The organism is Bdellovibrionales bacterium, assembly GCA_041662785.1.
Lineage (GTDB): Bacteria > Pseudomonadota > Alphaproteobacteria > UBA9219 > UBA9219 > UBA8914.
On record JBAZRW010000001.1, the window covers coordinates 478,062 to 502,423 of the forward strand.

The following is a 24,362-nucleotide window of genomic DNA, read 5'->3' on the forward strand; positions in this document are numbered from 1 at the left end:
GTATGACGCTAAAGGAAAAAGCGTTCCATAAGAGTCAGTAGTTATAGCCGTTGGTATAAAAGCGAAGCTGGGTCGCGGGCATCCCGTTTGTTTTCTTCTTATGCGTCACGTCATTGACTTGTTGGTATTAGGAAGACCTTCTACTTGATCATAGGGCAGATCAGCGAGGGCGGTTCGCCCTCGCCAAGGATAAAGCATTTCTCGCTGTGGATGTTCACGCGGCCTTCGGCGATCCAGCGCACGGCCATGGGATAGACGGCGTGTTCTTGCTGCAAAATGCGCTCGGACAAGGTATTTTCCGTATCGTCAGCCATGACGGGGACGGCGGCCTGAACGATAATCGGGCCGCAATCCATTTCGGCGCGCACAAAGTGAACGGTGCAACCCGAAAACTTCGCGCCGTAATCGATGGCCTTTTGCTGCACATGCAGGCCCGTAAAGGCGGGCAGCAGCGAAGGGTGGATGTTGACAAGGCGGTCGCGCCACGCATCGACAAACCATGGCGTTAGAATCCGCATAAAGCCCGCAAGGCAGATCAGCTGCGCGTCGTGCTTTTTAATCTCGGCATCCAGCGCGGCCTCAAAGCCCTCGCGGTCAGCCCCGTAATCCTTATGATTCACGACAGCGGTGGGAATGCCTTCCTTTTGCGCCCAAGCGAGGCCGCCCGCCGTGGGATCGTTAGAGATAACGCAGACGATCTTGGCAGGATAATCAGGTTCACGCGAGGCGCGCACAAGCGCTTGCATATTGCTGCCGCGCCCAGAAATAAGGACGGCGACGTTTAGCACGGCCATGTTGACCCCATGCCTTGAATTGACACACGCGATGTCGACAGGTTTTTTTCAACTTCGCCGATGCGGAAAACCGTTTCGCCCGTGTCAGTCAGTAAAGACTTGATCTCTTCGGCGTCCTCCTTGGCGACGATCACGACCATGCCAATGCCGCAGTTAAACGTCCGCGCCATATCATGGCTGCTCATCGCGCCTTTTTGTGCCAGCCATTTCATGACGGACGGCACGCTCCAGCTTTCGGCAGACAGCCAAACGCCAAGGCCATCAGGCAAGACGCGGGGAATGTTTTCCAAAAGCCCGCCGCCTGTGATGTGCGCCATGGCTTTAACGTGCCCCGTCTTGATGGCGGCCAGCATAGGCTTGACGTAAAGGCGCGTCGGCTCTAGCAAGGCTTCTCCCAAACGGCGAGAGGGATCAAAGGGTGCGGGCGCGTCATAGGCAAGGTTTTCTTGGGCCACGATCTTGCGCACCAGCGAAAAGCCGTTGCTGTGAACGCCGCTGGATGCCAGACCCAAGACGACATCCCCCTCGGCAATATCCTCGCGCGGCAGGCTTTGGCCGCGCTCAACCGCGCCAACAGCAAAACCGGCCAGATCGTAATCCTCGCCTTCATACATGCCGGGCATTTCGGCCGTTTCGCCGCCCACAAGGGCGCAGCCCGATTGCTTGCAGCCTTCGGCGATTCCCGCGATCACGGCACGGGCCGTTTCGACCTCAAGGTGACCAGAGGCAAAATAGTCAAGGAAAAACAAAGGCTCAGCCCCCGCGACGATCAGGTCGTTGACGCACATGGCGACAAGGTCGATCCCGACGGTGTCGTGCTTGCCCGCCTCGATGGCGACGCGCAACTTGGTTCCGACGCCATCCGTGGCGCTGACCAAAATAGGGTCTTGATAGCCTGTCGCTTTCAGGTCAAAAAGAGCGCCAAACCCTCCTAAACCGGCCATAACGCCCGTGCGGGCCGTTGCCTTGGCAAGGGGCTTAATGGCTTCAACCAAGGCGTTACCGGCATTGATATCGACGCCAGCCTTGGCATAAGCATCTTGGGGGGAGTCATTTGAGTTGGTCATCATACCGTCATGATTGATGGTTAGCGTAAAACAGGCTAGTAAGAACAGGCACAATAACAAAAAGTGACAGGTTTGCAATGCGCGTCGTAATATTTTTGGTTTTCAGTCTTTTTTGCCTCGCGTCTCCGGCGTGGGCGCAGGAAGATTTGGCGGTGTATCGCATCGCTGGCGTGACGGTTGACGTCACGGCGGCCAATGCAACCGTGGCGCGGGATCATGCCATTATGCAAGCGCAGCGCAGCGCGTTTTCCCTGCTTTTAGAAAGGCTTGGTGTGAGGGAGCCACAGGCCAAAGCCTCCGATGAGGCCTTGGCCGCCTTGGTGCAGGCCTTTGAAATCCAGAACGAGCATACGGCGGGCTATCGCTATACAGGCCTTTTTTCTGTTCAATTCAAACCCGCGGCTGTTCGGCAGTGGTTGGGCACGCTCGGCGTCAAATATACGGAAAATCGTGCCAAGTCGCTTGTGGTGCTACCCATTGTCAAAAGCAAGGAGAGGGCCACGCTATGGGAGGATTCGACCCCGTGGCGGAGCGTGTGGATGGGTGGTGAGAAAAATACGGGGTTGGTTCCTTTTATTGTGCCTACTGGTGATTTAGAGGATATCGCGCAGATCAGCACGGCAGAGGCTCTGACTGGCAAGCCAGAGGCTCTTGAGGCTGTTCGCCAAAAATACGGCGCGGGCGGCGTTTTGGTGGCTGTTCTTGAAACCGATTCTCTTGCGGCGGAGGGCGAGTCCCCAACCCCAAGTGAAAAGGGCGAGGGCGTTGTCACGGCGCGTCGCTATGACGAGGCGGGCGCGGCCAAAGACCTTGGTCGCCTTCCCGTTGCGTGGGCCTCCCTTGCGCAAAGGGGCGAGGTTTTGGCCGCCGCGATCCGGTCTTTATCCCAGTCGCTAGAGGCCGATTGGCGGGCGGTGAATAAGGTTCCCTCTGGCGCGGTGGCGACGTTGCCTGTTGATGTTGATGTTCCGACCTTGGAGGCATGGGCGCAGATCAGGCAAAGGCTGACCCAAGTGCCTGCGGTGGCCAGCGCTCAAATCGTGACGATGACGCGTGGCCTTGTGCATATCGAGCTTGGCTTTCGCGGTGAGCTTGCCGCCTTGCCCAGAGCCGTCGCCGAGCAAGGTTTGACGTTGGAGCAAAGCGCAGGCGGCGGCTGGCTTTTGCATTAGAAAAAAAGAAAGGCGCACTTCATGACCACTCTTATCGATCGCAGACAGACGCCGAAGGCGCGGTTTTGGGTGATCATGATTATCGCCTTTGTGGCCGTTCTTTGGCTTTTGCGACCCATGCTGCTGCCCTTTGTTGCGGGGGCGGCGTTGGCGTATTTCCTTGATCCTGTCGTAGATCGCTTGACCCTTTGGCGCGTGCCGCGCTGGCTTGGCACGGCGCTTGTTCTTCTGGGCTTTCTTTTGGTGGTGGCACTTCTGTTGCTTTTGATTGTGCCGTTGATCCAAACGCAGATGATGGCGCTCATTGACGCGCTGCCGACCTATGTTGACACGCTACGCACGCGCTTTATGCCGCGTATCTATGATTGGCTCAGTCGCTTGTCCCCTGCGGACGTAGAGAAATTAAGGCAGGCCGCCAGTGATTACGCGGGCAATGCGGTGGGCCTTACGGGCGAGTTTCTGAAAGGCCTTGTGACAAAGGGTTTTGCGCTGTTCGATGTGTTGACTCTTTTGATTATTACCCCCGTCGTCGCTTTTTACCTTTTGCGCGATTGGCCCAAGGTGACGCGCAATGTTGATGAGCTTGTCCCCCGCGCGCAGCATGGCATCGTGCGGCAGGCAGCCATCGAGATCAACAAAACGCTCTCTGGCTTTATCCGTGGCCAAGCGCTTGTATGCCTGTCACTGGGCTTTATTTATAGCGTTGGGCTGACGCTCGTGGGGCTGCACTATGGCGCGACCATCGGCATTATCGCGGGCGTTTTGTCTTTTATTCCCTATGTAGGCTCTGGCTTCGGGCTGATTGTCAGCATGATCCTTGCCTTTGTCCAGTTCGATAATGGTTTGTCCATCGGCCTAGTTTTGGTCGTGTTTTTGGTGGGGCAAACACTAGAAGGCTATGTTTTGACGCCCAAGCTGGTGGGGGATCGTGTGGGCCTGCACCCCGTCTGGATTCTGTTCGCCCTTTTTGCAGGCGGCAGCCTTTTGGGTTTTGTCGGTATTTTAATTGCTGTGCCTGTTGCGGCGGTCTTGGGTGTTCTTATTCGCCTTGCCCTTTCCCGTTATAAGGGCAGCGCTCTGTATCACAAAAAGACCCCTTCCCCATGACCAGGCAGTACCATTTCCCCTTACCGTTACAGGCGGCCATGGGGCTGGAAGATTTCCTCCCCTCGTCCTCTAACGAAGAGGGTGTGGCGTGGCTCTTGCGGCGTGAGCCGTCCTCTTGGCCGTCGCACGCGCTTGTTCTGTGGGGGCCGGAAGGCGCGGGCAAGACGCACCTCCTGTCCATTTGGTGCGAGCGGCAAAAGGCGCAGCGCATCGCGCTGGGTGATCCGGTTTTGGCAGCCATTGTCAATGGTAAGGCCTTAGCGCCCGCCTTCGCTTTGGACGATGCCGATGCTTGCGTGGGCGATCCGGCGCAAGAGGAATGGCTACAGCATTTTTATAATGCGACAAAGGCGGCTTCGTTGCCTGTCTTGCTGACGGCGCTGCATCCTCCGGCCTTATGGGGCTTGGGGCTGCGCGATATTGAAACGCGCCTGAAAAGCTGCGTGAGCGCAAGCCTTCATGAACCGGATGATGCCTTGATGCGCGGGCTTTTGATGAAGCTTTTTAGTGACAGGCAGTTGATGGTTGAGGTGGGCGTGGTGGATTATTTGTCCGCGCGGCTAGAGCGCACCACGGCGGCTGTGCGTGACGCTGTGGCGCAATTGGATGAGGCTGCGTTGGGGGAAGGGCGCAAAATCTCTATCCCGTTTGCGCAAAAAGTTTTAGCCCAGAACGAGCCAGAAGCCGAAGATAATGGCCGCAAGGACGCCTAAAGCCACCCAGTTAAGGTACTTTTCGACAAAGGTGCGGATCGGCTCACCAAACTTACGCACCAATCCTGCCACCAAAAAGAACCGCGCCGCGCGCGTTGCGATGCAAGCCAAAACGAACGGCACAAGCGGCAGAGAGGCGACGCCGCTGGCGATGGTGATGAGCTTAAACGGAATGGGTGTCAGGCCCTTGGCCAGAATGACGTAGACGCCCCACTTGTTGAACTCGTCATGGAAGCGGGCGAAGGCTTCTTGCATGTGATAGGTCTCGATGATCCATTGACCGAGCGTAGCGTAAAACCATGCGCCGATGGCATAGCCAAGCAATCCTCCAACGACAGAGCCGACGGTGCAGATCAGCGCATAGCGCCAAGCTTTTTCGCGGTTCGCCAGCGCCATGGGCAAAAGCAAAACATCGGGGGGCAGGGGAAAGAACGAGCTTTCCGCAAAGGCAACCGCGAACAGCACAAAGGCCGCATACGGCCCTTCGGCTTGGCGAAGCGTCCAGTCATAAAGGGATCGAATGGGGGACATATTTAAAGGCAGCCTCTTCACGACGGTCTAAGTTATTAATGAGCCAAAGCCCTGTTGACGGCTTCGGGCTCATGGGCAATGACGGTTAAAAGTACGCGCGCCGCACGTTCAGGCTGGCGGCGTTTTTGCTCCCAATCTTGCACGGCACGCACATTGAAACCAAAACGCTGAGAGAATTCCGGTTGCGTTAGACCTAGATGATGGCGGATCGATTTAACATCCACTTCATCGGGAACGTGCGCGACAAAACCGGTCCGAACCTCCCCGCGGGCATAGGCAAGAGCGTGCCTCGCCGATTTAATGAGCTTACTTCCTGTTTTGGACACGATGTTTGACTCCTTTTTTATAAACGTCAGCGATTGATCCCAAAATTTGTTTTAATTCGTTTCTTTCGGCTTGAGACAAATTAGCCTTTTCTCCTTTTGAAAAGAGGGATAGCAAAAACACGGGGATCTCTTTTCCTGCATAAAAAGCAATAACTCTATACCCGCCGCTTTTCCCCTTCCCGCGTCCTGCAAAACGAATCTTTCGCGCCCCTCCCGTTCCCTTCATTTCGTCTCCGGTATCAGGGCTTTCGCGCAATACACTCTACAATAGCATGGCGCTCCTCGACCGTGAGCCCAAGCGCCTTGGCATCACGCAGATAATCGGGCGTTTCAATAACAACCTGCATGGCCATACTATACGGCATTGCCGCACATTCGGCAAGAACTATTTAAGGAAATGTCGTTCGATTTTCTCCGATCAAATGCGAAGATTCCTTGGTTAAGAGGCAAAAACGTGCTTAATTCGGCCATGTTGTAACCCTTTAGGAGTCATCCCTCCCACCGTCACTCCCGCGTAAGCGGGAGTCCCGTTTGTTTTTTAATAAGGAAACGGGATCCCCGCTTTCGCGGGGATGACAAAGCTTTTGTGGTCGGTTTGGCAACTTATCAATTTAGGATCTGCTTTTATGAAAAACGTCGTCGTTGTCGGGGCCCAGTGGGGCGATGAAGGCAAAGGGAAAATTGTCGATTGGTTGTCGTCTCGCGCCGATGTCGTGGTGCGTTTTCAGGGCGGCCACAACGCCGGCCACACGTTGGTGATCGATGGCGTGACGTATAAGCTCAATTTGCTGCCATCGGGCATTGTGCGGTCGGGCAAATTATCCGTGATTGGGAATGGCGTGGTTATGGATCCTTGGGCGCTGCTTAAGGAAATTGACTCCATCGCGGAAAAAGGCGTGACGGTTACGCCCGACAATCTGATTATTGCCGAAAACGTGCCTCTTATTTTGCCCGTTCACGGGATTGTGGATCGTGCGCGTGAGGCCGCTAAGGGCGCTAGGAAAATTGGCACGACGGGGCGCGGCATTGGCCCCGCCTATGAAGATAAAGCGGCGCGGCGCGGCATTCGCCTGTGCGATCTTCGCACGCCCGATTTGCTGCGCGAGAAACTGGATGAGCTTCTTGTCCACCACAACGCCTTGCTGCGCGGCTATGGCGCGGAGGAGCTTGCCCTTGAGGCCGTGTTTGCGGAAGTCATGGCCATCGCGCCAAAGATTTTGCCCTTTAGCGCCGTCGTATGGCAGCGCCTTGAAGCGGCGCGTAAGGCGGGCAAGCTGATTTTGTTCGAAGGCGCACAAGGCTCGATGCTGGATATCGATCACGGAACCTATCCGTTCGTGACGTCCAGCAATATCGTGGGCGGCGCGGCGGCGGCGGGTGCGGGCGTGGGGCCGAAAACGTTGGGGCGCATCCTTGGCATCTGCAAGGCGTACACAACGCGGGTGGGATCGGGCCCCTTCCCGACCGAAGACACGGGCGACGTTGGCGAAGGTCTTGGCGCACGGGGCTTTGAGTTCGGTACGGTCACGGGGCGCAAGCGCCGCTGCGGCTGGCTGGACGCGGTGCTTGTGCGACAGGCCGCGACGATTGGCGGCATTGATGGTCTCGCACTCACCAAGCTGGATGTTCTGGATGGGATGAGCGAGCTTAAAATCTGCCGCGCCTATAAACTGGATGGCAAGGAAATCGATCACCTTCCCGCCAACGCGGCTGAACAAGCCCGCGTTGAGCCGATCTATGAAACCTGCGCAGGCTGGAGCGAAAGCACGCGTGGGGCGCGGAGCTGGGCTGATCTGCCCGCTGGCGCGATCAAGTATATCCGTTTGATCGAGGAATTGGCGGGCGTGCCCGTTACGCTTGTTTCAACAAGCCCAGAGCGTGACGATACGATTCTTGTGCGCGATCCGTTCGCGGATTGATTAGAACCATTCGCGTGAATCGGCTCGGTCAACATAAGAACTAGCCGTTTGCCGAAAAATTCAAAAAAACAAACGGGACTCCCGCTTACGCGGGAGTGATACCAAACGGCGCAGGAAACGACTCATTGAAAGAAACCAAATGGGATACCAGTCTTCGCTGGCATGACGGGGTGTGTGTTTGGTATTAACCCTTACCGTCATCCCCGCGAAAGCGGGGATCCAGGGGACTGGGCGATGAAGAAATGCTCGTGAGGGCGGACAGAGCGGCTGGATCCCACGTCCATTTTCTTTCGCCTAAAAAGGCGAAGAGAAAATGTCTTGGGATGACGAAGGCGGATTAATTCAGCCGCCAGCGAATCTCGCGTAGCATGACGTCGGTTTGCTGGGCGGGGATGGGGCCTCCGGCAAGGTCTTTGACGACCTCCAGCGCGGTGATGGCGGCGCGAAGATGGCCGCGCTCGGCCTGTAGGTAGCCCAGCTCTTTCCACAAATCCTGATGGCGCGGCGCGAAAAGGATCATGCCTTGCAAGGTCGCAATAGCGGCTTCCACGCGATCTTGTGATAGAAGGCGGCGTTTGACGTTGTGTTGTAGGCGCAGCAACAAATCGCGGCTGCTGAGCGGCGTAAGAAGCTCTGAGGATAAGTCAAGAAGCGTGGGGCGATGCCTCTCTTCCTCAAGCAGGCTGTCCTCATCGTCAATAAAATAGTCGCCTGCCTCTTCAAGCTGACAGGTTTGCCCTGCGCGGAAAGGATCGATAACAACTTGTCCATCCCGAGCCGATAGGCGCAGCAAAAAGTGGCCGGAAAGGTCAAGGCCTGTCATGGCCCATCCCATGGCCGTCGCTACATGAAGATAGATCACGCCCAGCATAACGGGCGAGCCGCGACGACGGTCGATGGTGTCCATCAAGTTCGTGGCGCGGGCGTCCTCGTTATGATTGTCATCGCCTTGATATTTGTTTTGCACGACCAGAACGTGACGCAAGCGCTGCAACTGCACATCAAGCGTTGTGGCCGCCCCACCCGCGCGCACTTGTTCGACCAGCACGGCTAAATGCTGACGATAGGGCGTCAGGTCTGCGCCTTGTTTTTCTAAGGACGCTAAGGCAAGCGCGGCTTCACCCAGAGAAAGGACGCCATCGTCCATTTCTCCCGCGCGGCGCAAAATGCGAAGTGATTCTTGTTGGGAATTCATCGAATCACTTTACCCCAGTTTAAGACAAAAAGGAATCGAGAAAGCGGGAGCAGGGGGTGGGGTTGGCCTGCGGCGGCCTCTTTCCTTCCTCGTTATCCCCTCCATTTTCGCCCCCCCCTTCGTCATCCCCGACAAGCGATGCTTCAGCATCGCGCGGATCGGGGACCTAGGGGACTGGGGACGATGCTGCTTTTTTAAAAGCTTTCAACCTGCCTACGCAGCTTCGCAGCTTCGGCAAGGCGGCAGGCTGGGTCCCGCATCTTCGCGGCGCTCCTGCGCCGCTTCGCCTGCCCCGCGAAGCCCAAAGGGCGTAGAGGGGTGCGGGATGACGGTAAGGGGAAGGCCGGAGCCGCGATCCCTTTCCTGCCCTCTGAACCCTCTTTCTCACAAAGGCGGTTCAAAAGCGTTTTGGATATGGACGGGCCAGTGCCCCCCCGTCACGCCGCCCTTGCGGCGTGCGAAAAGGAAAGCGCCCACGCCGCCCTTGCGGCGTGCGAAAAGGAAAGGAGGCCATCTTTCTCACAAAGGCGGCTCAAAGGCGTTTTGGATATGGACGGGCCAGTGCCAAGGCAGAACCAGCATCACGTCAAACCGAATATCAAAGCCTGAAAAACCGCGTTGCCGCGCCAAAAAGAGAGAGCCTGTGCGTGCCAATCGTACCTTTTGATGATCCGAGACAGCCTCGCTGGCCTGCCGCGTGTCGGGGCGTGCTTTAACTTCGATAAAGGCCAGTGTTTTGCCCCGCATAACGATCAGGTCAATTTCGCCTTGGTGCGTTTTATAGCGGGTAGCGATAATCCTGTAGCCTTTACTCCATAAGGCCACGCGGCATAGGGTTTCTGCCCAGTGGCCGCGCCGATGGGCAGAGAGCCCGCGCTGTTCTTTTGTCGTTTTGTAGTGAGGGATCATGCCCACCCCAATTTTTTGCGAGGGGTATAGGCCTTCTTTTTGGCCCATTTCTCGATAAAGGTCGTAAGATCGGCGTCCTCGCCTTCGGGCAACATAACTTTAAGCGTGGCGAACATGTCGCCTGCCTCGCCCTTGGCGCTCGGAATGCCTTTGCCTTTTAGGCGCATGACGCTGCCCGTATTCGCGCCCTTATGAACGCGCACGGAAACCGAGCCGTCCAGTGTCGGGATCGTTACTTTTTCGCCTAAAAGCGCTTCAGATAGGCTAATGGGAACATCCAGATGAAGGGCGTTTCCCTCGCGCCGGAAAAAGGGGTGAGGCGCAACCTTAATCTCAATCAGTGCTGCCCCCGCGCCACCCTCGCCCGCTTGGCCAAGGCCACGCAAACGCAGCTTATGGCCGTCCTCGGTTCCGGCAGGGATGGTGACGTCAATGGTTTTTTGGCTATCCAGCGTCAGGCGTTTTTTACCGCCAAGGCAGGCCTCAACAAAGGGCACGGTGATGGTATAGGCAACGTCTGCGCCTTTTTCTGCCGGAGCCCTTGTGCCACCTTGCCGTGATGAGCGGAAAAACTCGGACAGGATATCATCCATGCCCATGCCGCCGTTAAAGCCAAAGGGATTGCCGCCTGTTCCTGCCGAGCGCCGCGTACCACCTCGTGCGCTGCCGTTGCCGAAAGGATCACCGTTGCCTCGTGGGCGATAGCCTTGTTCTTGGCCTTGGTCATCGATCTCGCCGCGATCATAGCGTGCGCGTTTGGCCGCATCGCCGACAAGGTCATAGGCGGCGGTGATTTCCTTGAATTTTTGCTCAATGCCCTTGCTACCGCCCTGATTCAGGTCAGGGTGATATTTCTTCGCCAGCTTGCGGTACGCGCTTTTGATTTCGGCAGCGGTGGCCGAGCGCGTCACGCCAAGGGTTTGATAGGGATCGCTCATGCCTTGTTATAGAACAAAAAGGGCTTACTGCACAATCTTCCATGAGCCATCACGTTGCTGACAAGCGCGGCCATAGCCTTGCTGCTTTTGCCCGCCGACCGTGATGGTTTGCTGGAATTCGCGGCAATACGCGCCGTCATTGGCATAGCCATCACGAATGGGCGTAATGGTTCCGGCGTTGCCGCTTTGGGGATTATTCCACGTGATTTGCTGGCCAACAGGCGCGGTATAGGCGCGAGAGGTCGCCCCGCCCATGGCTGAGCGGTCGGCATTATCCAGCGAAGAGCCAATCTCGTTGCCAAGCCAGCCGCCCAAAACAACGCCCGCTGCCGTAGCCGCCAGACGGCCAGAGCCTTTGCCGATGTTGCTGCCCAATAGGCCGCCAACAGCCGCGCCGCCCAGTGTGCCGACACCTTCTTTTGTGCCCATATTTTCCGCCTGACAGGCAGAGAGCAAAAGAGCGAGGGCGAGGACGCCAAGAAGAGGACGATGAAACATGGGAAAACCTCATCAAAGATGGTTGAGCGAGAAGTCTGATTAGGAGCATACCCTAATCCGTAATCAAGGCGCAACTATGGCTAAAAAAGGCTGTCAAAAAGGGGGAAGGCCGCTAAGGTAGAGGCCTGTAAACCCCTTCCCCTGATTCGTCGTGGGGGGGCAGCCCATCAAAGGATATGTTTTTGATGAATAAACCGTCGCGCTTCCTTCTTTCCGCCAACAAGCTTCGTCAGGTGACTTCCTATGCCAGCGTGGCTGTAGCGCTTTCTTTGATTGCGGCCAAGCTGGTGGCCTATATGGCCACGGATTCGGTCGCCCTTTTGTCGTCGTTGGTTGATTCAGGCGTTGATTTGCTGGCTTCGTTGATTACAGCCTATGGCGTTTTTATCGCGCTGCGGCCCCCTGATCGCGATCACCGTTTTGGCCATGGTAAGGCTGAGGCGCTGGCGGCGTTAGCGCAGGCGATCTTTATCTTTATGTCCTCTGGTCTTCTGATCAAAGAAGCGGTTCATCGTTTCTGGAATCCTGCACCGCTTCAACGCCTAGACATTGGCTATGGGGTTATGGGCTTGGCGGTGGTTATGACCATCGCTCTTTTGGCGCTTCAGACTTATACGATCCGGCGCACGCGCTCTTTGGCCATCGCTTCGGATCGCCTGCATTATGTTGGTGATGTTGCCATTAACATTGCCGTTATGGCTTCCTTTGCGCTTGGCGAGGCGGTGGGTGTTCCTTGGCTTGATCCGCTTTTTGCCTTACTCATTGCGGCCTCAATGTGCATTGGGGCGATCAAGATTACGCGGCAGACCTTGCTTGTCCTGATGGATGCCGAGATGCCCGAAAAAGATCGTGAAGCCATTGTGGCGCTGGCGATGTCTGTTAAGGGCGTTTTGGGCGTCCATGATTTGCGTACGCGGTTTGGCGGAGAAAGACCCATCATTGAGGCGCATATCGAAATGCCAGCGACCCTTTCCCTTGTCGAGTCGCATGATATCGCCGAGGCCGTGATGGCCAAGATTGAAATAGCGTATCCCAAAGCCGATGTGTTGGTTCATCAGGATCCTGCAGGCGTTCAGGAGCATCGGCTGGATACCGTGATCGAACAAAACGACCCCGTCAAAGAGTAGGGAGCCAAGAAGAGGGTATGCTTGATCTTGTTTTAACGCCCGCCGCTTTTTTGCACGCTGCGGCCCTTATCGGCCTGATTTTTTGGGCGTGCCGAAAAAGAAAGCTGCCATGGAACGACATGCCCTTTTTTGTTGCGCTCGTGTTATGGGCGACGTTGGTGCTGGCCGCGCACTTTACGGGCGCGTTTAATGCCTTAAACCAGCTGGATGTTTATGTCCCCATGAGCTTTGTGGCGCTGGGGATCATGCTGGCGCTTGTTTCCTTCCTTTGGCGGATTCCCGTGGCGACGCCGCTTCTCGTCAAACCAGCCTTACCCTTTGCGACAATCGAGCATGAGAAAACGCGCCGGATTCTGTTTTGGTTTTTGATTGTGACGCTGGCGTTGTTTGCGCTGATCAGCCTTGTGCTCGGGCAGGGCGTTTATCCCGACAATGCGGACTCGATGATCTACCGGCTGCCCCGCGCCATTTGGTATGTCAGCCACGGCAATTTGCTGCACCCCTTTGACGCGCCCGACAACCGCATCCTTTATTATCCGCTGGATGGCGTGGCGCTCTATATCCCGCTCGTCCTGTATAATTTGCCCGGAACGTGGCACGCGATGCCGTCCCTTTTGGCGTGGCTTATGATCGTCTATACGACCTATCGCTTTGGGCGCGCCCTTGGCGGCGACCGTCTGCTGGCGCTGCTGGCCGCGTGGCTGGTAGGCATGACACCCAGCATTCTGGCGCAGGCGACCTCAACGAATGACGAGATTCTAACCGCCGCCGTTTTGTTGTGCTCCCTTTACATGGGCTGGCGTTGGCTGGTAACGGGGCGGCATGCCTATTTCTTCATGGCGGGGCTGGCGCTGGGGCTAAGCGCGGGAACCAAGCTGCACATCGTCTTTTTGATGCCGATCGTTGCGCTTGTGGGGTTGGTCGCGTTGTGGCCGCTTCGCCAAGCGCCCGTGCGGCTTCGCCTGTGGGGCAAAGCGATAGGATGGAAGACCGCGCTTTTGACGGCGTTGATTGTGATCGTGATGTTCGCGCCGTTCTTGTTTTACAATTACGCTTCGGTGGAGCGGTTCTATTTCTTCGACGATTTCAAGAAAGATGTCTTCAACCTGTCGGCCAATTTGACCATAGGCCTTCAAAATCTTTTGATCTACCTAAGCCAGATGATGCTCTCGCCGATTGCGGACATGAATATGTGGCCCATCGCGAATGATCGGCAGGGCTTTAACTCGGCGTTGAACGCGTTGGTCAACCCATTGATTAAGCCCCTCTTAAGTCAAGACCCGACGCACTATCATTTAAACTATCGCTTTGTCGGGGTAACGATCCCCGTGTCCGTCCGTTTTGTCGAGTTTTCCCTGTGGTCGGCCTTTGTGTGGCTGCTGTGGCCGTGGCAGGGCATCCTTGCGCTCCGGCAACGGTTTCCTTTGCGCCCCCTCTTTTTCCTTTTGGCGATGACGCCGCCTTTATGGCTGCTTTTGTGGTCGTTTTCGACGCTTTATATGGAAGGAACGGCGACCTATTTCACCTTTTATCTGGTCTGCGCCGCGCCCGCCGCCATCATGGTTTTTTCGCCCATCAAGAAAACCGTCTGGCACGAACTGCGCTGGGTCATGGTGTTTCTTGTCGTGTTTTCGAACCTGATTATCGACCATAATCTGGTAATGTATAGTGGCTTTCGCGCGTTGCCGGATTTGTTCTTTGCGCAAAAAATCCCCTATGATTGGCTTTTGGCCGAAGACCGCATCATTGACGAGATTCGCGCGGCGGACAGAATTCGCGTTGTCATGACGCATGAGAAAATGCCCTATTTTGGCTATATGCATTGGAATCCCAAGGCCACCTATTACTCTCCGTTTTCGATTAAGGATCCGGCGGCGATCCCGAATTATCAGGACGTCTTGCAGATACTCCCTATCTCGGGTCTTTCCATGTACGGCTATATGCCTGTCAAGATTCCGGGCAAGCGGACGGTGGGGCCAACCTATCTTGGTGCGGTGCGGGCGATTGGGCGCGAGGCTGTCTTTGCCGTGGGCCATGGGATCGAAAAAAAATACCCCGAAGAATCAAACTATCTTATTCTGCAAGCCAGAATAGAGCAGAAGGATAAGGATGCTTGGGAAATTGTCATGGATCCCAACCCCATGGGGTTCTCGCTTGATGATCAATTGACGTTTGCCTATGAGATCAAGAACGATGGCACTGTTTTGGCGCGGCACGATCCCGTAAAAAACCCCTCGTTTAAGATAACCCTGCCCTTCAGTCCGTATGAAATGAACCTAAACCTAACCATTATCGTGGCCTCGGCTTGGAGCGGGAAGGAGCTGACGCGCGTGACCTATCCCTTGGGTGGCAAGGGTAGCTGGCTTCCCGAAGGTGGCGAGTACTAGGCTAAAGGGGTGACGTTTGCGGTAAAATAGGATAAGTTTAGAAAAAGAGTCGGGGAAGAAAACAAAGGGTTTAAGGCATGGCACTATCACAAGTTTTCGGCGATTTGCAGCGGCGCGGGTTGATGCTGGTGCTTTCCTCGCCTTCGGGTGCGGGGAAGACCACTATTTCTCGCCGCTTGCTTGAGACGGAAGCCGACCTAAGCCTATCGGTGTCGGTGACGACGCGCGCGCCAAGGGCGGGCGAGGTTGAGGGGACAGACTATCATTTCGTCGATACGATTGACTTCAACTTGATGGTGAATCGCGATCAATTACTGGAACATGCCAAGGTTTTCGGCAATTATTATGGGACGCCGCGTAAGGCGGTTGAGGACACCTTAGCGCAAGGGCATGATGTTTTGTTCGATATTGATTGGCAGGGAACGCAGCAGCTGGCCGAAAAAGCGCGTGACGACCTTGTCAGCGTGTTCATTCTTCCCCCCGATTGGCATGAGTTAGAGCGCCGCTTGTTTTCACGCGCACAGGATACGCCTGCCGAAATTAACCGCCGCATGGCGAAGGCCACCGATGAAATGAGCCATTGGGCCGAGTATGATTATGTGATTATCAACCGCGATCTGGAATCCTCAACCGAGGCGGTTTGCGCCATCTTGCGCAGCGAGAGGCTAAAGCGCCGCCGTCTGGTCGGCCTTGCCGATTTTGTGAAAGGCTTGCAGGCGGGGGCTTAGTCTCTGAAATAAAACGTGGTCTGTGTTTTGTATTAAGCCGTTGCTGTCATCCCCGCGACCTGTCGCGCCGAAGCTGCGAAGCAGCGTAGGGGGAAGGCGGGGATCCCGTTTTCTTTTTTCAAAAAGCATCACAAACAGCTTTGGCGTTAACGGAGCGCGTGCCGAAACAAACTGGATTCCCGCTTTCGCGGGAATGACGGAAGGGGGGAATATGCGGGATGCTTCCTTGGAAGGGGGCATGCAGGAAGCCTCAATCTCCCTTGCGATAGGCGCGAGAAAGAGCCTCAAACGCTTGCAGCGAAAGCTGCCCTGCACGCCAAGACGGATCAACGCCAGCCTTTTCTAACAACGCTTCGCCCCCCAGAGATTTAAGGCTTGTGCGCAGCATTTTGCGTGGCTGGGCAAAGGCCGTGGTGGCCATCTTTTGCAGCGTTTCAAAGGCCACGTCCACGGGGCGATCCTTGCGTGGCGTCAGATGAACAACCGAGGATTCTACTTTGGGCGGCGGTGAAAACGCCCCCGCTGGAACCTTCATCACGCACCGCCCCGTGGCGCAAAACTGCGTCAAGACGGACAGGCGGCAATAGGCCTCCGTGTCGGGCTTTGCCAGCAGACGATCCACCACCTCGGTCTGCAACATAAGCGTCAGGCTTTGAAACTGATCGAGAAGCGGAAGCCACGACAGCAGCAGCGGCGTGCCGACGTTATAGGGCAGGTTGGCGATAATGGCGCGTGGCGCGGCGCTAAGGGCGATCAGGTCGGCATCCAGCGCATCGCCCTCGATGAGGGTGAAGCGCTCGCCATAGGCCGCCGTAAGCGGCTCAAGCGCCTTAACGCAGCGAGGGTCTTTTTCAATGGCGGTCAGGTGGGCGGCGGGGCTGGCCAAGAGTGAGCGGGTGAGGCCGCCTGGGCCTGGGCCGATTTCAATAACGTGAACGCCCGCCATCGCGCCCGCCTCCTTGACGATCCTGCCCGTTAAATTGAGATCAAGCAGGAAGTGCTGTCCCAGCCCCTTGCGGGCGGCAAGGCCATAATGGGTGATCACCTTACGCAGCGGCATAAGGTCAGGGGTGGGGGTGGGCGGCGATGTCAAAGGCAGCGCCGCTATTTCAGGCGAACGTCGATAAAGGCGCTTTTACGCAAGTCACGCATCTGGCGCCGCGCCAAAAGCTCCATCTTCTCGCCGCCGATGGCTGAACGGATGGCTTCTCGGTTGACGTTTTCCTCTGGCATCGTGCGACCGCAAACAAAGACCATCAACGCGCCCCTGTCGGTGGCCATCGCTTCGCTGGCTTGTCCTTCTGAAAGAGGCGCTACTTTGTTCGCCAGCCAAGGGGGTGCATCCGCAAGCTTCACCTCGCCCAAATCCTGCCAGCGCCACAGGGGGAAGCTGGACGCCAGCGTGGATTTTAACGACGCGCAGTCCGTCACGGTTTGCCGAATGGTTTCGGCTTCGCGCAGGAGGGATTCTTTTTCTGTCGTGGGCGTGAAGGGGCGGAAGATTTGCTCCAGTTTGACCGCCATGGTCTTCATGTCGCCCATCGAGACAATCCGCATATCGCGAATGCCAAGGATATGATACCCGTCGGCGGTACGAAGTGGCCCTGCGACATCGCCCTTTTGAAGGGTTTGCAGGGTTTTATCCAGCTCTGGCGCCAGTTGGCCGCTTTGGATCCAGCCGATGTCGCCGCCCGTGGACGCGCCTAGGCCTTGAGAAAACTGCCGCGCGGCAGAGCCGAAAACAGCCCCGCCTTTGATTTGCTCAACCAGCTTTTCGGCTAGCGCTTGAACCTCTGGCTCATCCTCGGGCTTATCGACGCCCAAAAAGATTTCACTGACCAGATATTCCTGTTTTCCGGCATTGGCCCGCATGCGCCCGATCTCGGCGTTGATCTCATCTTCGCCGATATCGATACGGGGGCGCAGCTCACGCATGGCCACTCTGTTCCACGTCAAGGTGGCTTTGATCTGAGCCTTCATGGTAGAGGGGGGAATGTGATGTTGCCGCAAAAAGGCGGCCATGTTGCCGCCCGGAATTTGGTTGTCTGTCGCCAAACGGCTCATGGCGTCTTGAATCTCGGAATCGGGAATCGTGATCTCTAGCCGTTTGCCTTCTTGCATTTGAAGCTGTTCGTCAATCAAGGTGCGCAAGGTTTGGGCGAGGAGTTTCTTTTGAACCTCTGGCGAGTCGGGCAGGCCCGCCGACAGAATCGCAAGGGCAAGGCGCGCGCGCAGGTCGCCTGAGGAGATGATGGAATCATTCACAACCGCAATGATGCCTTCCGCCATAGGAGCTTTGGGGGCGGCTTGTTCGGGCGTTGCGCTAAGCAATCCCGCGCCGCCGGTTTGCCCACTCATCATGGGGGCTGGTGCGCCGACGCGCTGCGCCTGTGCCGTGCAGGGCAGCAGGAGGCCAAGGGCGAGGGCAAGAAGCAGCAGTTTTTTCATGCAAAAAGAAACCTTTCAAGCGTGGAATGTGCGACAATCTTACAGGATTTTTCGATGTTAGCCATCTTCCAGATAAAGTAAAGTTGCCTGACCGCTAATAAGCGCCATAAGCGGGACGGCCCATGCGGCCAAAAGGACGGGAAGGGTTTGATTCGATCCCAAGGCTGTTACCACGTTGTTAAGCGCAAAAATAAGGCTGCCCGTAAAGATTCCCGCCATCATGGCGTTAAGGATCCCACCACGGCGATTAAGCCTTAAGGAAAAGGCCGCCGCGAAAAAGACCATGGCGCAAAGCATAAGGGGCTGCGCCAAAAGGGTTTGAAGCTTAAGCTCATGACGGACGGGGGGAAGGCCAACGCTTCGCAGCGCACGGATAAAGCGGGGCAATTGCCATATAGAGATGGTGTTGGGCGGCGACATGCTTTCTTGAATTTTATCCAAGGTCAACGCCGTGGGAAGTGTGAAGGATTCCTCATAAACGGGCATCTGGCCGTCCCAGTTAAACCATGCTTTTGAAATAACCCATTGCCTGTTTTTTAAAACCGCTTGGGGTGCGTCAAGGCGGCCCAGATACGCGTTATTTTTGTCGTAAATAAAAACAATAAGGGGGCGCAGGGTCAACGGCTCGGTTGCGACTTGATCGGCGTGAAGAAGATAGCGCTTTTCAGCATCTTCTTGGCGCAGCCACAGACCCGCGCCTGTGAGTTCCAAGGAAGGGCCTTGCCGGAAGTAACGCGCCTCTAATTCCTGATAGCGTGTGGTCATCGAGGCCCCGACGGGGTTCATCAACGTGACTTGGAAAAGGCCGAAAAGCAGCGTGATGATAAAAGCGGGGGCCAGAAACTGCCACGCGGACACGCCGGCCGCTCGCGCCACGATCAGCTCTTGGCTGCGGGTTAGCCGCCAAAACGTAAACATGCTGGCGAAGAGAACGACAAAGGGAAGAATCTTCTCGATGGTGTCGGGCATTTTATAGGCCCCCATCCGAAGGACAAGCCCCAACGAGGCGTGATCCAAATCGGCCGAGCGGCGCAGCAGCTCCGCCACCTCAAAAAGATAGATGATGCCCGTCAGCCCCACAAAGAAGCAGATAAACCAAAGGAGGTATTGTGCCCCTAAATAGCGAAAAAGGGTCCAGCCTCTCATGCGGCCCCCTTGGGCTTCTTGATAAGGAACGAAGGCAGCGAGGCTTGCCGAAGAAGGGTAAAGCAAAGTAGGGCGGGGAGAAAGATAATCCCGTAAAGAAGCAACGCCATCCAAGGCAGTTTGTTGATCTGCGATACAAGGCCAATCATGGCCGCTTGCACGACGACGATGCCCGCGCCCGCCCAAAAAACGCGCTGCGTCATGCCGCGCCGATTAAAGTCACCCATAAGGACGACGGTTACCCCCATAAGGGCGAAGGTCAGCGCTAGAAACGGCCCTGCGATGCGTTGGTGAATTTCGGCCAAGACTTTGCTCAGGCTTGCGTTTGACGTGCCATGTGCGGCTTGGGCGTTCAAAAGTTGCCCTATGGACAATTCGCGCGGCGCGGGCTGGCGGTTGTCTTTTTCGTTTTTAAGCAAATGAAGATCCAGCACATAACGATCAAAGTCCAGTTGTTGCAACCGGCCTGAGGCAACGTCAACCTCTTGCCGCCGTCCGTCGAAAACAACCACTTGAGGACGCCCCCCCTCAACGGAAAAAAGACCCTTTTGGGCCATGATGGTCACGGGGCGGGCGGGGTTTCTGACGTCATGAACCAAAATATCTTCAAGGCCGCCTGCGCTAGAGCGGCGGCGGGCGTAAAAGGTCAGGCCTTCCGCCAGATCGTTAAACGCCCCCGGACGGATCATAAAGGCCGAGTATTCATCGCGCACTTGGTATTGCAGGGAAACAAGCGCCCTGTTGGCGGCGGGCGTGAGCCATAGGGTCAGCATCCCGCCGACCACGATGGTCGCGGCGGCCATGACCAGCGCCGGAAGGGCGAGGCGCATAGGGCTAATGCCAGCGGCTTGCATGACGACGATTTCGCTATCGACAGCGTTTTTGTGATAGATGAAAAGGACGGCGATCCCAAGGCTGATGGGCAAAATAAGGGGCAAGAACGTCGGGAGCATCAGCCCCATAAGCCGGAAAAAAACGGCCATCGAGCTTGAATTGTCGATGACAAAAGACAGTAGGCGAAAAGATTGCGTAAAAAGGACGACAAAACTCACCGCTATTCCCGAAAAGAGAAAAGCCGTTAGAATCTGACGAAACAAATAAAGATTGATCCGGTGGATCAAGCGAACGTCCTTTCGGGCAAGACAACAAGAGCGGCTGACTATACCGCCCTTTGATCCCGTTCGCACCCGTTATTGTTATGATTTTTTGGCGGAGGCCGCAGGTGTTGGCTCGTGGTCAGTGGCCTGCGCGTTGTTTTGGGGCGTGCCATCCTTTTCAAGCAGATTATGAAACTCTTGCTTGATCTTGGTCTGCCCTTGCTTGAACTGGTTAAGGATCTTGCCTTCCAAGACACGGCCTGTCGGCATGCTGACGCTCAGGGGATTGACCTGTTGGCGGTCTACCATAACCTCATAATGAAGGTGCGGCCCTGTCGAACGGCCTGATGTGCCGACAAACCCGATCACGTCGCCCTGCTGGACGCGTGCGCCCGTATAAACGCCTTTGGCGAAACGGCTGAGGTGGGCATAGGCCGTTTGTGTGCGCCCATTGTGGCGCAGACGGATATAGCGGCCATAGCTGCCGTTAAACTGCGCTGTTTCCACGATGCCTGAGCCTGACGCATAGACGGGCGTTCCCGTTGGCGCGCCGAAATCGACGCCTTTATGCATTTTCGAATAGCCCAAAAGCGGGTGCATGCGCATGCCAAACCCAGAGGTTAGCCTTGCGCCTTCGACGGGCGTGCGCAAAAGGGAGCGTTTGACACTGTTGCCGCGTTCATCGAAATAATCGACCGCACCGTCGCCAAAGGTCACGCGGTACAAGGGGCGGACTTTATCATTGATAATCAGGGCGGCATAGATAATCACGCCTTGACCGACAGGCGTTCCATCTTTGGCGGTAGGTTGATCGTAGAGAACTTCAAACTTGTCGCCTGCGTGCAGGTCGCGCTGAAAGTCGATTTCATGCGAATAGGCGCGAATTAAAGAAGCCATAATGGCGCGGGGAACCCCCTCGCGCTCGCCAGCGCCGTAAAGAGAGCCTTTGATTTCGCCTTGGGCGGCCACGCGCTGGCGCTCCAACGGCGTGTTTTTAAGTTGGGCAAGGAAAGAGCCATCAGGTTGACGGTTCATCGAAATTTCTTTGGTCGATTCAGGCGAGAACGTCAGACCCGTGAGCGTTCTGTTTTCGCCAAGGCGGGTAATGGACAAGGCGACTTCCTGTCCGGCCTTAAGCTTGCGGTGATCATAGACGTTGCCCAGCGCCGTGGCAGCGGCCAGAGCGTCATCGCTCGATAGGGCGGCGTCCATCAACATGCGGGCAAAGGTGCGGCCTTCGCCAAGCTCAACAATGCGTGTCGTATTTTCCGGTGTCTGCGCGACGACCGAGGCGGCAAGATCCTGAACTTCGCTAGCGGTTTCTGCGACAGCTTGAAGCGGGGCGGAATCGGCCATTTCTTCAACGACGGGAACCGCCGCGCGCATAAAGGCACCAGCCGTTCCGGCAAGACTTGGCCAATAGTGGTGACCTGTTGTCCCCACACTAAGAATTATTAGGCCAGTCAGTAAAAGAGAGGCAGTTCTGCGAACGTGTAAAGTATTCGCGTGAACAGAACCAAGACGAACATAAAACAAGGGTGCTTTTCCGCAGTTGTTAAAACAAAGATCGCGCAGCAAGGCCAGAAGGATGCTTCCTTGAAGCTTCTCCTGTCAACCAAGGATTTATAAAAGAGTATGGCCTTTTAATGAATTGATGAAAAAGGGGGAACGGGTACTTTCTTTTCTTATTGATTTCTATACCGATTCTATTGTTAAACAGGGGGAAATCCCCCCTTTTCGGTAAGCAATATAATTGCTTGTTTTAGATCAAGGATGAAACAATCTTACGATAAAAGAGCCAGTGGCTCTATGGTGGCGGGCAAGAAGGCCGCTGTTACCCACCAAGAGGGGTGCTCCTTGTAGAGGGCCGAGGCGGCTTGTTTGGCCGCGCCCCTGTCGGCAAACAGGCCAAAACAGGTCGCACCACTGCCTGACATCCGCGCCAAAAGGCAGTCAGGCTGCGCCTGAAGCGCGGCCAGAACGTCCTTGATTTCGGGGCAAAGGGAACAGGCGGCTTCGGTCAGGCCATTGGTGCGCGCTGCCAAAAGAGAGGCCAGCTCCGTTGGCGTTTGGGGTGTTATCGGCAGCGGATTTGCGGGCGTGAAGGCCCCTGTTCGCGCCTTAAAGACGGAAGGCGTGGACAGCGCTTGGTTCGGATTGACCAGCACGATATGGGTGAGCGGCAGGTCTTGCGCGGGCGTCGTGATGTCCCCGATACCTTGAAAATAGCAGCTTTGCGCGGCGATACAGCAGGGCACGTCTTGGCCAAGGCTGGCCGCGATGTCGTGGAGGAGGGGCGCATCAGGCGGCATGCGCCAGTGCGCGGCCAAAAGGCGCAGGGTTGCGGCGGCATCGGTGGAGCCTCCGCCGATCCCTGAGGCGATGGGGAGATTTTTGGTCAGAGTCAGGCGAAGGTTCAGCGGCTTGTCCAATGTCTTGGCAAGGATCCTTGCGGCGCGGACGGCCAGATTGTTTTCGTGATCGCCTTGCGCGAGGGCGGCGGCCATGGGGCCGTTCATCTCAAAGGAAAAAGAGGCGGCGGGCTCAAGGCGCAGGAAATCCCCGATATTAGTGAAGGCCACCAGCGAATCGAGGAAGTGATAGCCATCCTCCCTCCGTCCCGTAACATGCAGGTAAAGGTTGATTTTGGCAGGGGCAAGGGTTTCAAGCATCGGTTCATCGCGCGGGGTTAAAGAAAAGCTGTGCGATGTTATAGCCTATACTTATATAAAATGAGCATGAAAAAGAAACCAAACGGGATGCCCGCTTTCGCGGGCATGACGGGAGTAGTGTTTATTTTCAACCCTCTATTGTCATCCCCGCGACCTGTCGCGCCGAAGCTGCGAAGCAGCGTAGGGGGAAAGCGGGGATCCCGTTTTTTTGAATCATTTTATTTGACACAGGCTATTAATTTCCGAACGTGCCCGCCCGTTTTGAGAAAGCGGTTTTCTTTAAAGACTCGGTTTGTCGTGATGCTGGTTATGCGGCGCGTGCTTTTGCTCGGGCGCATGTCCCATAGTTTTGATATGTTGGATCAAATTGTGGAGAAGGCCAAAGTCCTTGCCTTTGGCGATCTCAACCTCGGCATGGGCCGAGGCGCGGGTCAGGGAACGCGCAAAATCAGCCAGCGCACGCGTCAGGCCGCTGCCCCGCAGATGACGCCAATTGCGAAGAATCTCGGATATTTGCGAAACCGATGCGCCGAACTTTGCCATCGTTTCATAAAAAGCTGGCTCGACCGCGACTTCTGAGCGGCCAAGGGCCCCCGACTCGGCTTTGCCTTTGCCGCTCTTGCCTTCTTTTTCTTCCGTCTCGTCGGAAGGCGGGATTTCTTGTTCTGTCATGGCTATGCGCCCCTAATCGTCAAGAGTGCGTCCGTCTTTCAGTCGCAGGAAGCTGGTGTCAAACCCTTCGACGGGTTTCCTGTTTTCCATGCGAATGATCAGGATCTTATGGATTTTTATAAGATAGGCGTTCATCTCGTCCGTGGCTTCCCAATCAATGGGATAGGTGCTGCCTGTGTCGAAAATGATCTCTAGGCGGCGCGTATCGATATGATAGCCTATCCATAGGGGCGTGGCTTCAAAAGGTTCATCATGAACCAGACAAAGCTTCCCGCGCGCATTGACAATAAGACCGATATTCACGAAGAGATTTCCTGAAAGTTGCCGCTACCGAGCCTCCCCTTCTACGCCGAAAGGGTTAAAAGAGGCTGAAGAGGGGGGGGCAAGGTGCATTTGTTATTGCGCCATGGGCTGCCGCAACATCAGGGCTTCGCATGGATGGAAGTGGCAACGTCGGGATTGGGACATCAACGCCAGCGGCTAAACTGGATGTTGCGGGCGCGGTGAATGCTTCTGGCAGCGTGAAAGTTGGAGCTGATGCGGCGGCTTGTTCGGCGGCGAAAGAAGGAACGCAGCGCTATAACAGCACGTCCAAGGCTATGGAGTTTTGTAATGGAACGGCGTGGAAGGCGTTTACGGGACCGCAGTTTGGCGGTATATATCAAACGTATATTTGCGATGCAGCGGGCGTCTTTCAGGCCTCTCCCAATACGGGGGATTGTCGACAGCCAAACATCGTTACCAGTGCGTGTACTTGCCCTACAGACTTTACGGCTCAACACATAAATGATTTTAATGCCGCCGTGGGAGCAGCAAATACATGCCCCCAAATTTATTATGAAAACAGGGGCATGATCCAATGGGTGTGTGTAAAGCCATAGGGCTTGCTAAGCCCTTTATTGCTGTTAGGGTTCTT

26 protein-coding genes are annotated in these 24,362 nt (G+C 55.9%); 8 read left to right on the top strand and 18 right to left on the bottom strand.

What is annotated here, in order from left to right; all coding sequences use genetic code 11:
- Window positions 1-140: 140 nt before the first annotated feature.
- The gene (gene purN / locus WC612_02230; protein MFA6279597.1) at window positions 141-794 is read right to left on the bottom strand and encodes a phosphoribosylglycinamide formyltransferase; all 654 of its coding nucleotides are present in this window, start codon (window positions 792-794) and stop codon (window positions 141-143) included.
- On the bottom strand, window positions 782-1,861 hold the full coding sequence (purM, locus tag WC612_02235) for a phosphoribosylformylglycinamidine cyclo-ligase (protein ID MFA6279598.1): 1,080 nt from the start codon (window positions 1,859-1,861) through the stop codon (window positions 782-784). Before purM ends, purN begins: the two co-directional genes overlap by 13 nt.
- Before the next feature lie 77 nt (window positions 1,862-1,938).
- On the opposite strand from purM, the gene WC612_02240 reads away from it, so the two are divergent.
- Genes WC612_02240 through WC612_02250 form a run of 3 tightly spaced genes read left to right on the top strand, consistent with a single transcriptional unit; the run spans window position 1,939 to window position 4,853 of the window.
- Complete coding sequence (locus WC612_02240) at window positions 1,939-3,033, top strand: DUF2066 domain-containing protein (GenBank protein ID MFA6279599.1); 1,095 nt, start codon at window positions 1,939-1,941, stop codon at window positions 3,031-3,033.
- Between the two features lie 21 nt (window positions 3,034-3,054).
- Window positions 3,055-4,140, top strand: coding sequence for an AI-2E family transporter (locus WC612_02245; GenBank protein MFA6279600.1), 1,086 nt, complete (start codon window positions 3,055-3,057; stop codon window positions 4,138-4,140).
- On the top strand, window positions 4,137-4,853 hold the full coding sequence (locus WC612_02250) for a hypothetical protein (GenBank protein MFA6279601.1): 717 nt from the start codon (window positions 4,137-4,139) through the stop codon (window positions 4,851-4,853). Before WC612_02245 ends, WC612_02250 begins: the two co-directional genes overlap by 4 nt.
- On the opposite strand, the gene WC612_02255 is transcribed toward WC612_02250, so the two are convergent.
- Genes WC612_02255 through WC612_02270 form a run of 4 tightly spaced genes read right to left on the bottom strand, consistent with a single transcriptional unit; the run spans window position 4,803 to window position 6,075 of the window.
- The gene (locus WC612_02255) at window positions 4,803-5,384 is read right to left on the bottom strand and encodes a YqaA family protein (GenBank protein MFA6279602.1); all 582 of its coding nucleotides are present in this window, start codon (window positions 5,382-5,384) and stop codon (window positions 4,803-4,805) included. The two genes, WC612_02250 and WC612_02255, sit on opposite strands and share 51 nt — an antisense overlap.
- A gap of 35 nt (window positions 5,385-5,419) precedes the next feature.
- Window positions 5,420-5,710, bottom strand: a complete 291-nt coding sequence (locus WC612_02260) for a transcriptional regulator (GenBank protein ID MFA6279603.1) — start codon at window positions 5,708-5,710, stop codon at window positions 5,420-5,422.
- Window positions 5,691-5,936: a type II toxin-antitoxin system RelE/ParE family toxin gene (locus WC612_02265; GenBank protein ID MFA6279604.1), complete on the bottom strand. Its 246-nt coding sequence runs from the start codon at window positions 5,934-5,936 to the stop codon at window positions 5,691-5,693. Before WC612_02265 ends, WC612_02260 begins: the two co-directional genes overlap by 20 nt.
- A gap of 13 nt (window positions 5,937-5,949) precedes the next feature.
- Window positions 5,950-6,075, bottom strand: coding sequence for a hypothetical protein (locus WC612_02270; protein MFA6279605.1), 126 nt, complete (start codon window positions 6,073-6,075; stop codon window positions 5,950-5,952).
- 261 nt (window positions 6,076-6,336) lie between these two features.
- On the opposite strand from WC612_02270, the gene WC612_02275 reads away from it, so the two are divergent.
- A complete protein-coding gene (locus WC612_02275) occupies window positions 6,337-7,629 on the top strand; it encodes an adenylosuccinate synthase (GenBank protein MFA6279606.1) in 1,293 nt (430 codons plus the stop codon).
- Between the two features lie 337 nt (window positions 7,630-7,966).
- On the opposite strand, the gene WC612_02280 is transcribed toward WC612_02275, so the two are convergent.
- The 4 genes from WC612_02280 to WC612_02295 all read right to left on the bottom strand — a co-directional run bounded on the left by WC612_02280 (window position 7,967) and on the right by WC612_02295 (window position 11,169).
- Complete coding sequence (locus WC612_02280; GenBank protein ID MFA6279607.1) at window positions 7,967-8,824, bottom strand: tetratricopeptide repeat protein; 858 nt, start codon at window positions 8,822-8,824, stop codon at window positions 7,967-7,969.
- A gap of 519 nt (window positions 8,825-9,343) precedes the next feature.
- Window positions 9,344-9,733 carry a YraN family protein gene (locus tag WC612_02285; GenBank protein MFA6279608.1) on the bottom strand — a complete coding sequence of 130 codons (390 nt, stop codon included), beginning with the start codon at window positions 9,731-9,733 and terminating at the stop codon, window positions 9,344-9,346.
- Window positions 9,730-10,671 (bottom strand): DnaJ C-terminal domain-containing protein, encoded by a 942-nt coding sequence (locus WC612_02290; GenBank protein ID MFA6279609.1) that lies wholly within the window; start codon window positions 10,669-10,671, stop codon window positions 9,730-9,732. Before WC612_02290 ends, WC612_02285 begins: the two co-directional genes overlap by 4 nt.
- A gap of 24 nt (window positions 10,672-10,695) precedes the next feature.
- Window positions 10,696-11,169: an RT0821/Lpp0805 family surface protein gene (locus WC612_02295; GenBank protein ID MFA6279610.1), complete on the bottom strand. Its 474-nt coding sequence runs from the start codon at window positions 11,167-11,169 to the stop codon at window positions 10,696-10,698.
- Window positions 11,170-11,354: 185 nt separating this feature from the next.
- Here WC612_02295 and WC612_02300 point away from each other — a divergent pair, with 185 nt between their 5' ends.
- The 3 genes from WC612_02300 (at window position 11,355) to gmk (ending at window position 15,411) form a co-directional block, all read left to right on the top strand.
- Window positions 11,355-12,296, top strand: a complete 942-nt coding sequence (locus tag WC612_02300) for a cation diffusion facilitator family transporter (protein ID MFA6279611.1) — start codon at window positions 11,355-11,357, stop codon at window positions 12,294-12,296.
- Window positions 12,297-12,313: 17 nt separating this feature from the next.
- On the top strand, window positions 12,314-14,683 hold the full coding sequence (locus tag WC612_02305) for a phospholipid carrier-dependent glycosyltransferase (protein ID MFA6279612.1): 2,370 nt from the start codon (window positions 12,314-12,316) through the stop codon (window positions 14,681-14,683).
- Between the two features lie 77 nt (window positions 14,684-14,760).
- Window positions 14,761-15,411, top strand: coding sequence for a guanylate kinase (gene gmk / locus WC612_02310; protein ID MFA6279613.1), 651 nt, complete (start codon window positions 14,761-14,763; stop codon window positions 15,409-15,411).
- Window positions 15,412-15,661: 250 nt separating this feature from the next.
- On the opposite strand, the gene rsmA is transcribed toward gmk, so the two are convergent.
- From rsmA to WC612_02350, 8 genes are all read right to left on the bottom strand, one after another.
- Window positions 15,662-16,504 (bottom strand): 16S rRNA (adenine(1518)-N(6)/adenine(1519)-N(6))-dimethyltransferase RsmA, encoded by an 843-nt coding sequence (gene rsmA / locus WC612_02315; GenBank protein ID MFA6279614.1) that lies wholly within the window; start codon window positions 16,502-16,504, stop codon window positions 15,662-15,664.
- An 11-nt stretch (window positions 16,505-16,515) separates the two neighbouring features.
- Complete coding sequence (locus WC612_02320; GenBank protein ID MFA6279615.1) at window positions 16,516-17,859, bottom strand: peptidylprolyl isomerase; 1,344 nt, start codon at window positions 17,857-17,859, stop codon at window positions 16,516-16,518.
- 57 nt (window positions 17,860-17,916) lie between these two features.
- Entirely contained in the window at window positions 17,917-19,005 is a 1,089-nt protein-coding gene (locus WC612_02325; protein MFA6279616.1) for an LptF/LptG family permease, read from the bottom strand.
- Window positions 19,002-20,126, bottom strand: a complete 1,125-nt coding sequence (gene lptF, locus WC612_02330; protein ID MFA6279617.1) for an LPS export ABC transporter permease LptF — start codon at window positions 20,124-20,126, stop codon at window positions 19,002-19,004. The genes WC612_02325 and lptF overlap by 4 nt, the downstream gene beginning before the upstream one ends.
- A gap of 75 nt (window positions 20,127-20,201) precedes the next feature.
- A complete protein-coding gene (locus WC612_02335; protein ID MFA6279618.1) occupies window positions 20,202-21,545 on the bottom strand; it encodes a peptidoglycan DD-metalloendopeptidase family protein in 1,344 nt (447 codons plus the stop codon).
- 341 nt (window positions 21,546-21,886) lie between these two features.
- Window positions 21,887-22,774 carry a 4-(cytidine 5'-diphospho)-2-C-methyl-D-erythritol kinase gene (locus WC612_02340; GenBank protein ID MFA6279619.1) on the bottom strand — a complete coding sequence of 296 codons (888 nt, stop codon included), beginning with the start codon at window positions 22,772-22,774 and terminating at the stop codon, window positions 21,887-21,889.
- Between the two features lie 279 nt (window positions 22,775-23,053).
- Window positions 23,054-23,446 carry a hypothetical protein gene (locus tag WC612_02345; GenBank protein ID MFA6279620.1) on the bottom strand — a complete coding sequence of 131 codons (393 nt, stop codon included), beginning with the start codon at window positions 23,444-23,446 and terminating at the stop codon, window positions 23,054-23,056.
- A gap of 12 nt (window positions 23,447-23,458) precedes the next feature.
- Window positions 23,459-23,749: a hypothetical protein gene (locus tag WC612_02350; protein MFA6279621.1), complete on the bottom strand. Its 291-nt coding sequence runs from the start codon at window positions 23,747-23,749 to the stop codon at window positions 23,459-23,461.
- A 131-nt stretch (window positions 23,750-23,880) separates the two neighbouring features.
- Here WC612_02350 and WC612_02355 point away from each other — a divergent pair, with 131 nt between their 5' ends.
- Window positions 23,881-24,327: a hypothetical protein gene (locus WC612_02355; GenBank protein MFA6279622.1), complete on the top strand. Its 447-nt coding sequence runs from the start codon at window positions 23,881-23,883 to the stop codon at window positions 24,325-24,327.
- The last annotated feature ends 35 nt before the right edge of the window (window positions 24,328-24,362 follow it).

What these genes read in the sequence shown, in the direction of transcription:
- purN (MFA6279597.1), bottom strand. Translation starts at nt 794, where the DNA reads ATGGCCGTGCTAAACGTCGCCGTCCTTATTTCTGGGCGCGGCAGCAAT.
- purM (MFA6279598.1), bottom strand. Translation starts at nt 1,861, where the DNA reads ATGACCAACTCAAATGACTCCCCCCAAGATGCTTATGCCAAGGCTGGC.
- WC612_02240 (MFA6279599.1), top strand. Translation starts at nt 1,939, where the DNA reads ATGCGCGTCGTAATATTTTTGGTTTTCAGTCTTTTTTGCCTCGCGTCT.
- WC612_02245 (MFA6279600.1), top strand. Translation starts at nt 3,055, where the DNA reads ATGACCACTCTTATCGATCGCAGACAGACGCCGAAGGCGCGGTTTTGG.
- WC612_02250 (MFA6279601.1), top strand. Translation starts at nt 4,137, where the DNA reads ATGACCAGGCAGTACCATTTCCCCTTACCGTTACAGGCGGCCATGGGG.
- WC612_02255 (MFA6279602.1), bottom strand. Translation starts at nt 5,384, where the DNA reads ATGTCCCCCATTCGATCCCTTTATGACTGGACGCTTCGCCAAGCCGAA.
- WC612_02265 (MFA6279604.1), bottom strand. Translation starts at nt 5,936, where the DNA reads ATGAAGGGAACGGGAGGGGCGCGAAAGATTCGTTTTGCAGGACGCGGG.
- WC612_02270 (MFA6279605.1), bottom strand. Translation starts at nt 6,075, where the DNA reads ATGCCGTATAGTATGGCCATGCAGGTTGTTATTGAAACGCCCGATTAT.
- WC612_02275 (MFA6279606.1), top strand. Translation starts at nt 6,337, where the DNA reads ATGAAAAACGTCGTCGTTGTCGGGGCCCAGTGGGGCGATGAAGGCAAA.
- WC612_02280 (MFA6279607.1), bottom strand. Translation starts at nt 8,824, where the DNA reads ATGAATTCCCAACAAGAATCACTTCGCATTTTGCGCCGCGCGGGAGAA.
- WC612_02285 (MFA6279608.1), bottom strand. Translation starts at nt 9,733, where the DNA reads ATGATCCCTCACTACAAAACGACAAAAGAACAGCGCGGGCTCTCTGCC.
- WC612_02290 (MFA6279609.1), bottom strand. Translation starts at nt 10,671, where the DNA reads ATGAGCGATCCCTATCAAACCCTTGGCGTGACGCGCTCGGCCACCGCT.
- WC612_02295 (MFA6279610.1), bottom strand. Translation starts at nt 11,169, where the DNA reads ATGTTTCATCGTCCTCTTCTTGGCGTCCTCGCCCTCGCTCTTTTGCTC.
- WC612_02300 (MFA6279611.1), top strand. Translation starts at nt 11,355, where the DNA reads ATGAATAAACCGTCGCGCTTCCTTCTTTCCGCCAACAAGCTTCGTCAG.
- WC612_02305 (MFA6279612.1), top strand. Translation starts at nt 12,314, where the DNA reads ATGCTTGATCTTGTTTTAACGCCCGCCGCTTTTTTGCACGCTGCGGCC.
- gmk (MFA6279613.1), top strand. Translation starts at nt 14,761, where the DNA reads ATGGCACTATCACAAGTTTTCGGCGATTTGCAGCGGCGCGGGTTGATG.
- WC612_02320 (MFA6279615.1), bottom strand. Translation starts at nt 17,859, where the DNA reads ATGAAAAAACTGCTGCTTCTTGCCCTCGCCCTTGGCCTCCTGCTGCCC.
- WC612_02325 (MFA6279616.1), bottom strand. Translation starts at nt 19,005, where the DNA reads ATGAGAGGCTGGACCCTTTTTCGCTATTTAGGGGCACAATACCTCCTT.
- WC612_02340 (MFA6279619.1), bottom strand. Translation starts at nt 22,774, where the DNA reads ATGCTTGAAACCCTTGCCCCTGCCAAAATCAACCTTTACCTGCATGTT.
- WC612_02345 (MFA6279620.1), bottom strand. Translation starts at nt 23,446, where the DNA reads ATGACAGAACAAGAAATCCCGCCTTCCGACGAGACGGAAGAAAAAGAA.
- WC612_02355 (MFA6279622.1), top strand. Translation starts at nt 23,881, where the DNA reads ATGGATGGAAGTGGCAACGTCGGGATTGGGACATCAACGCCAGCGGCT.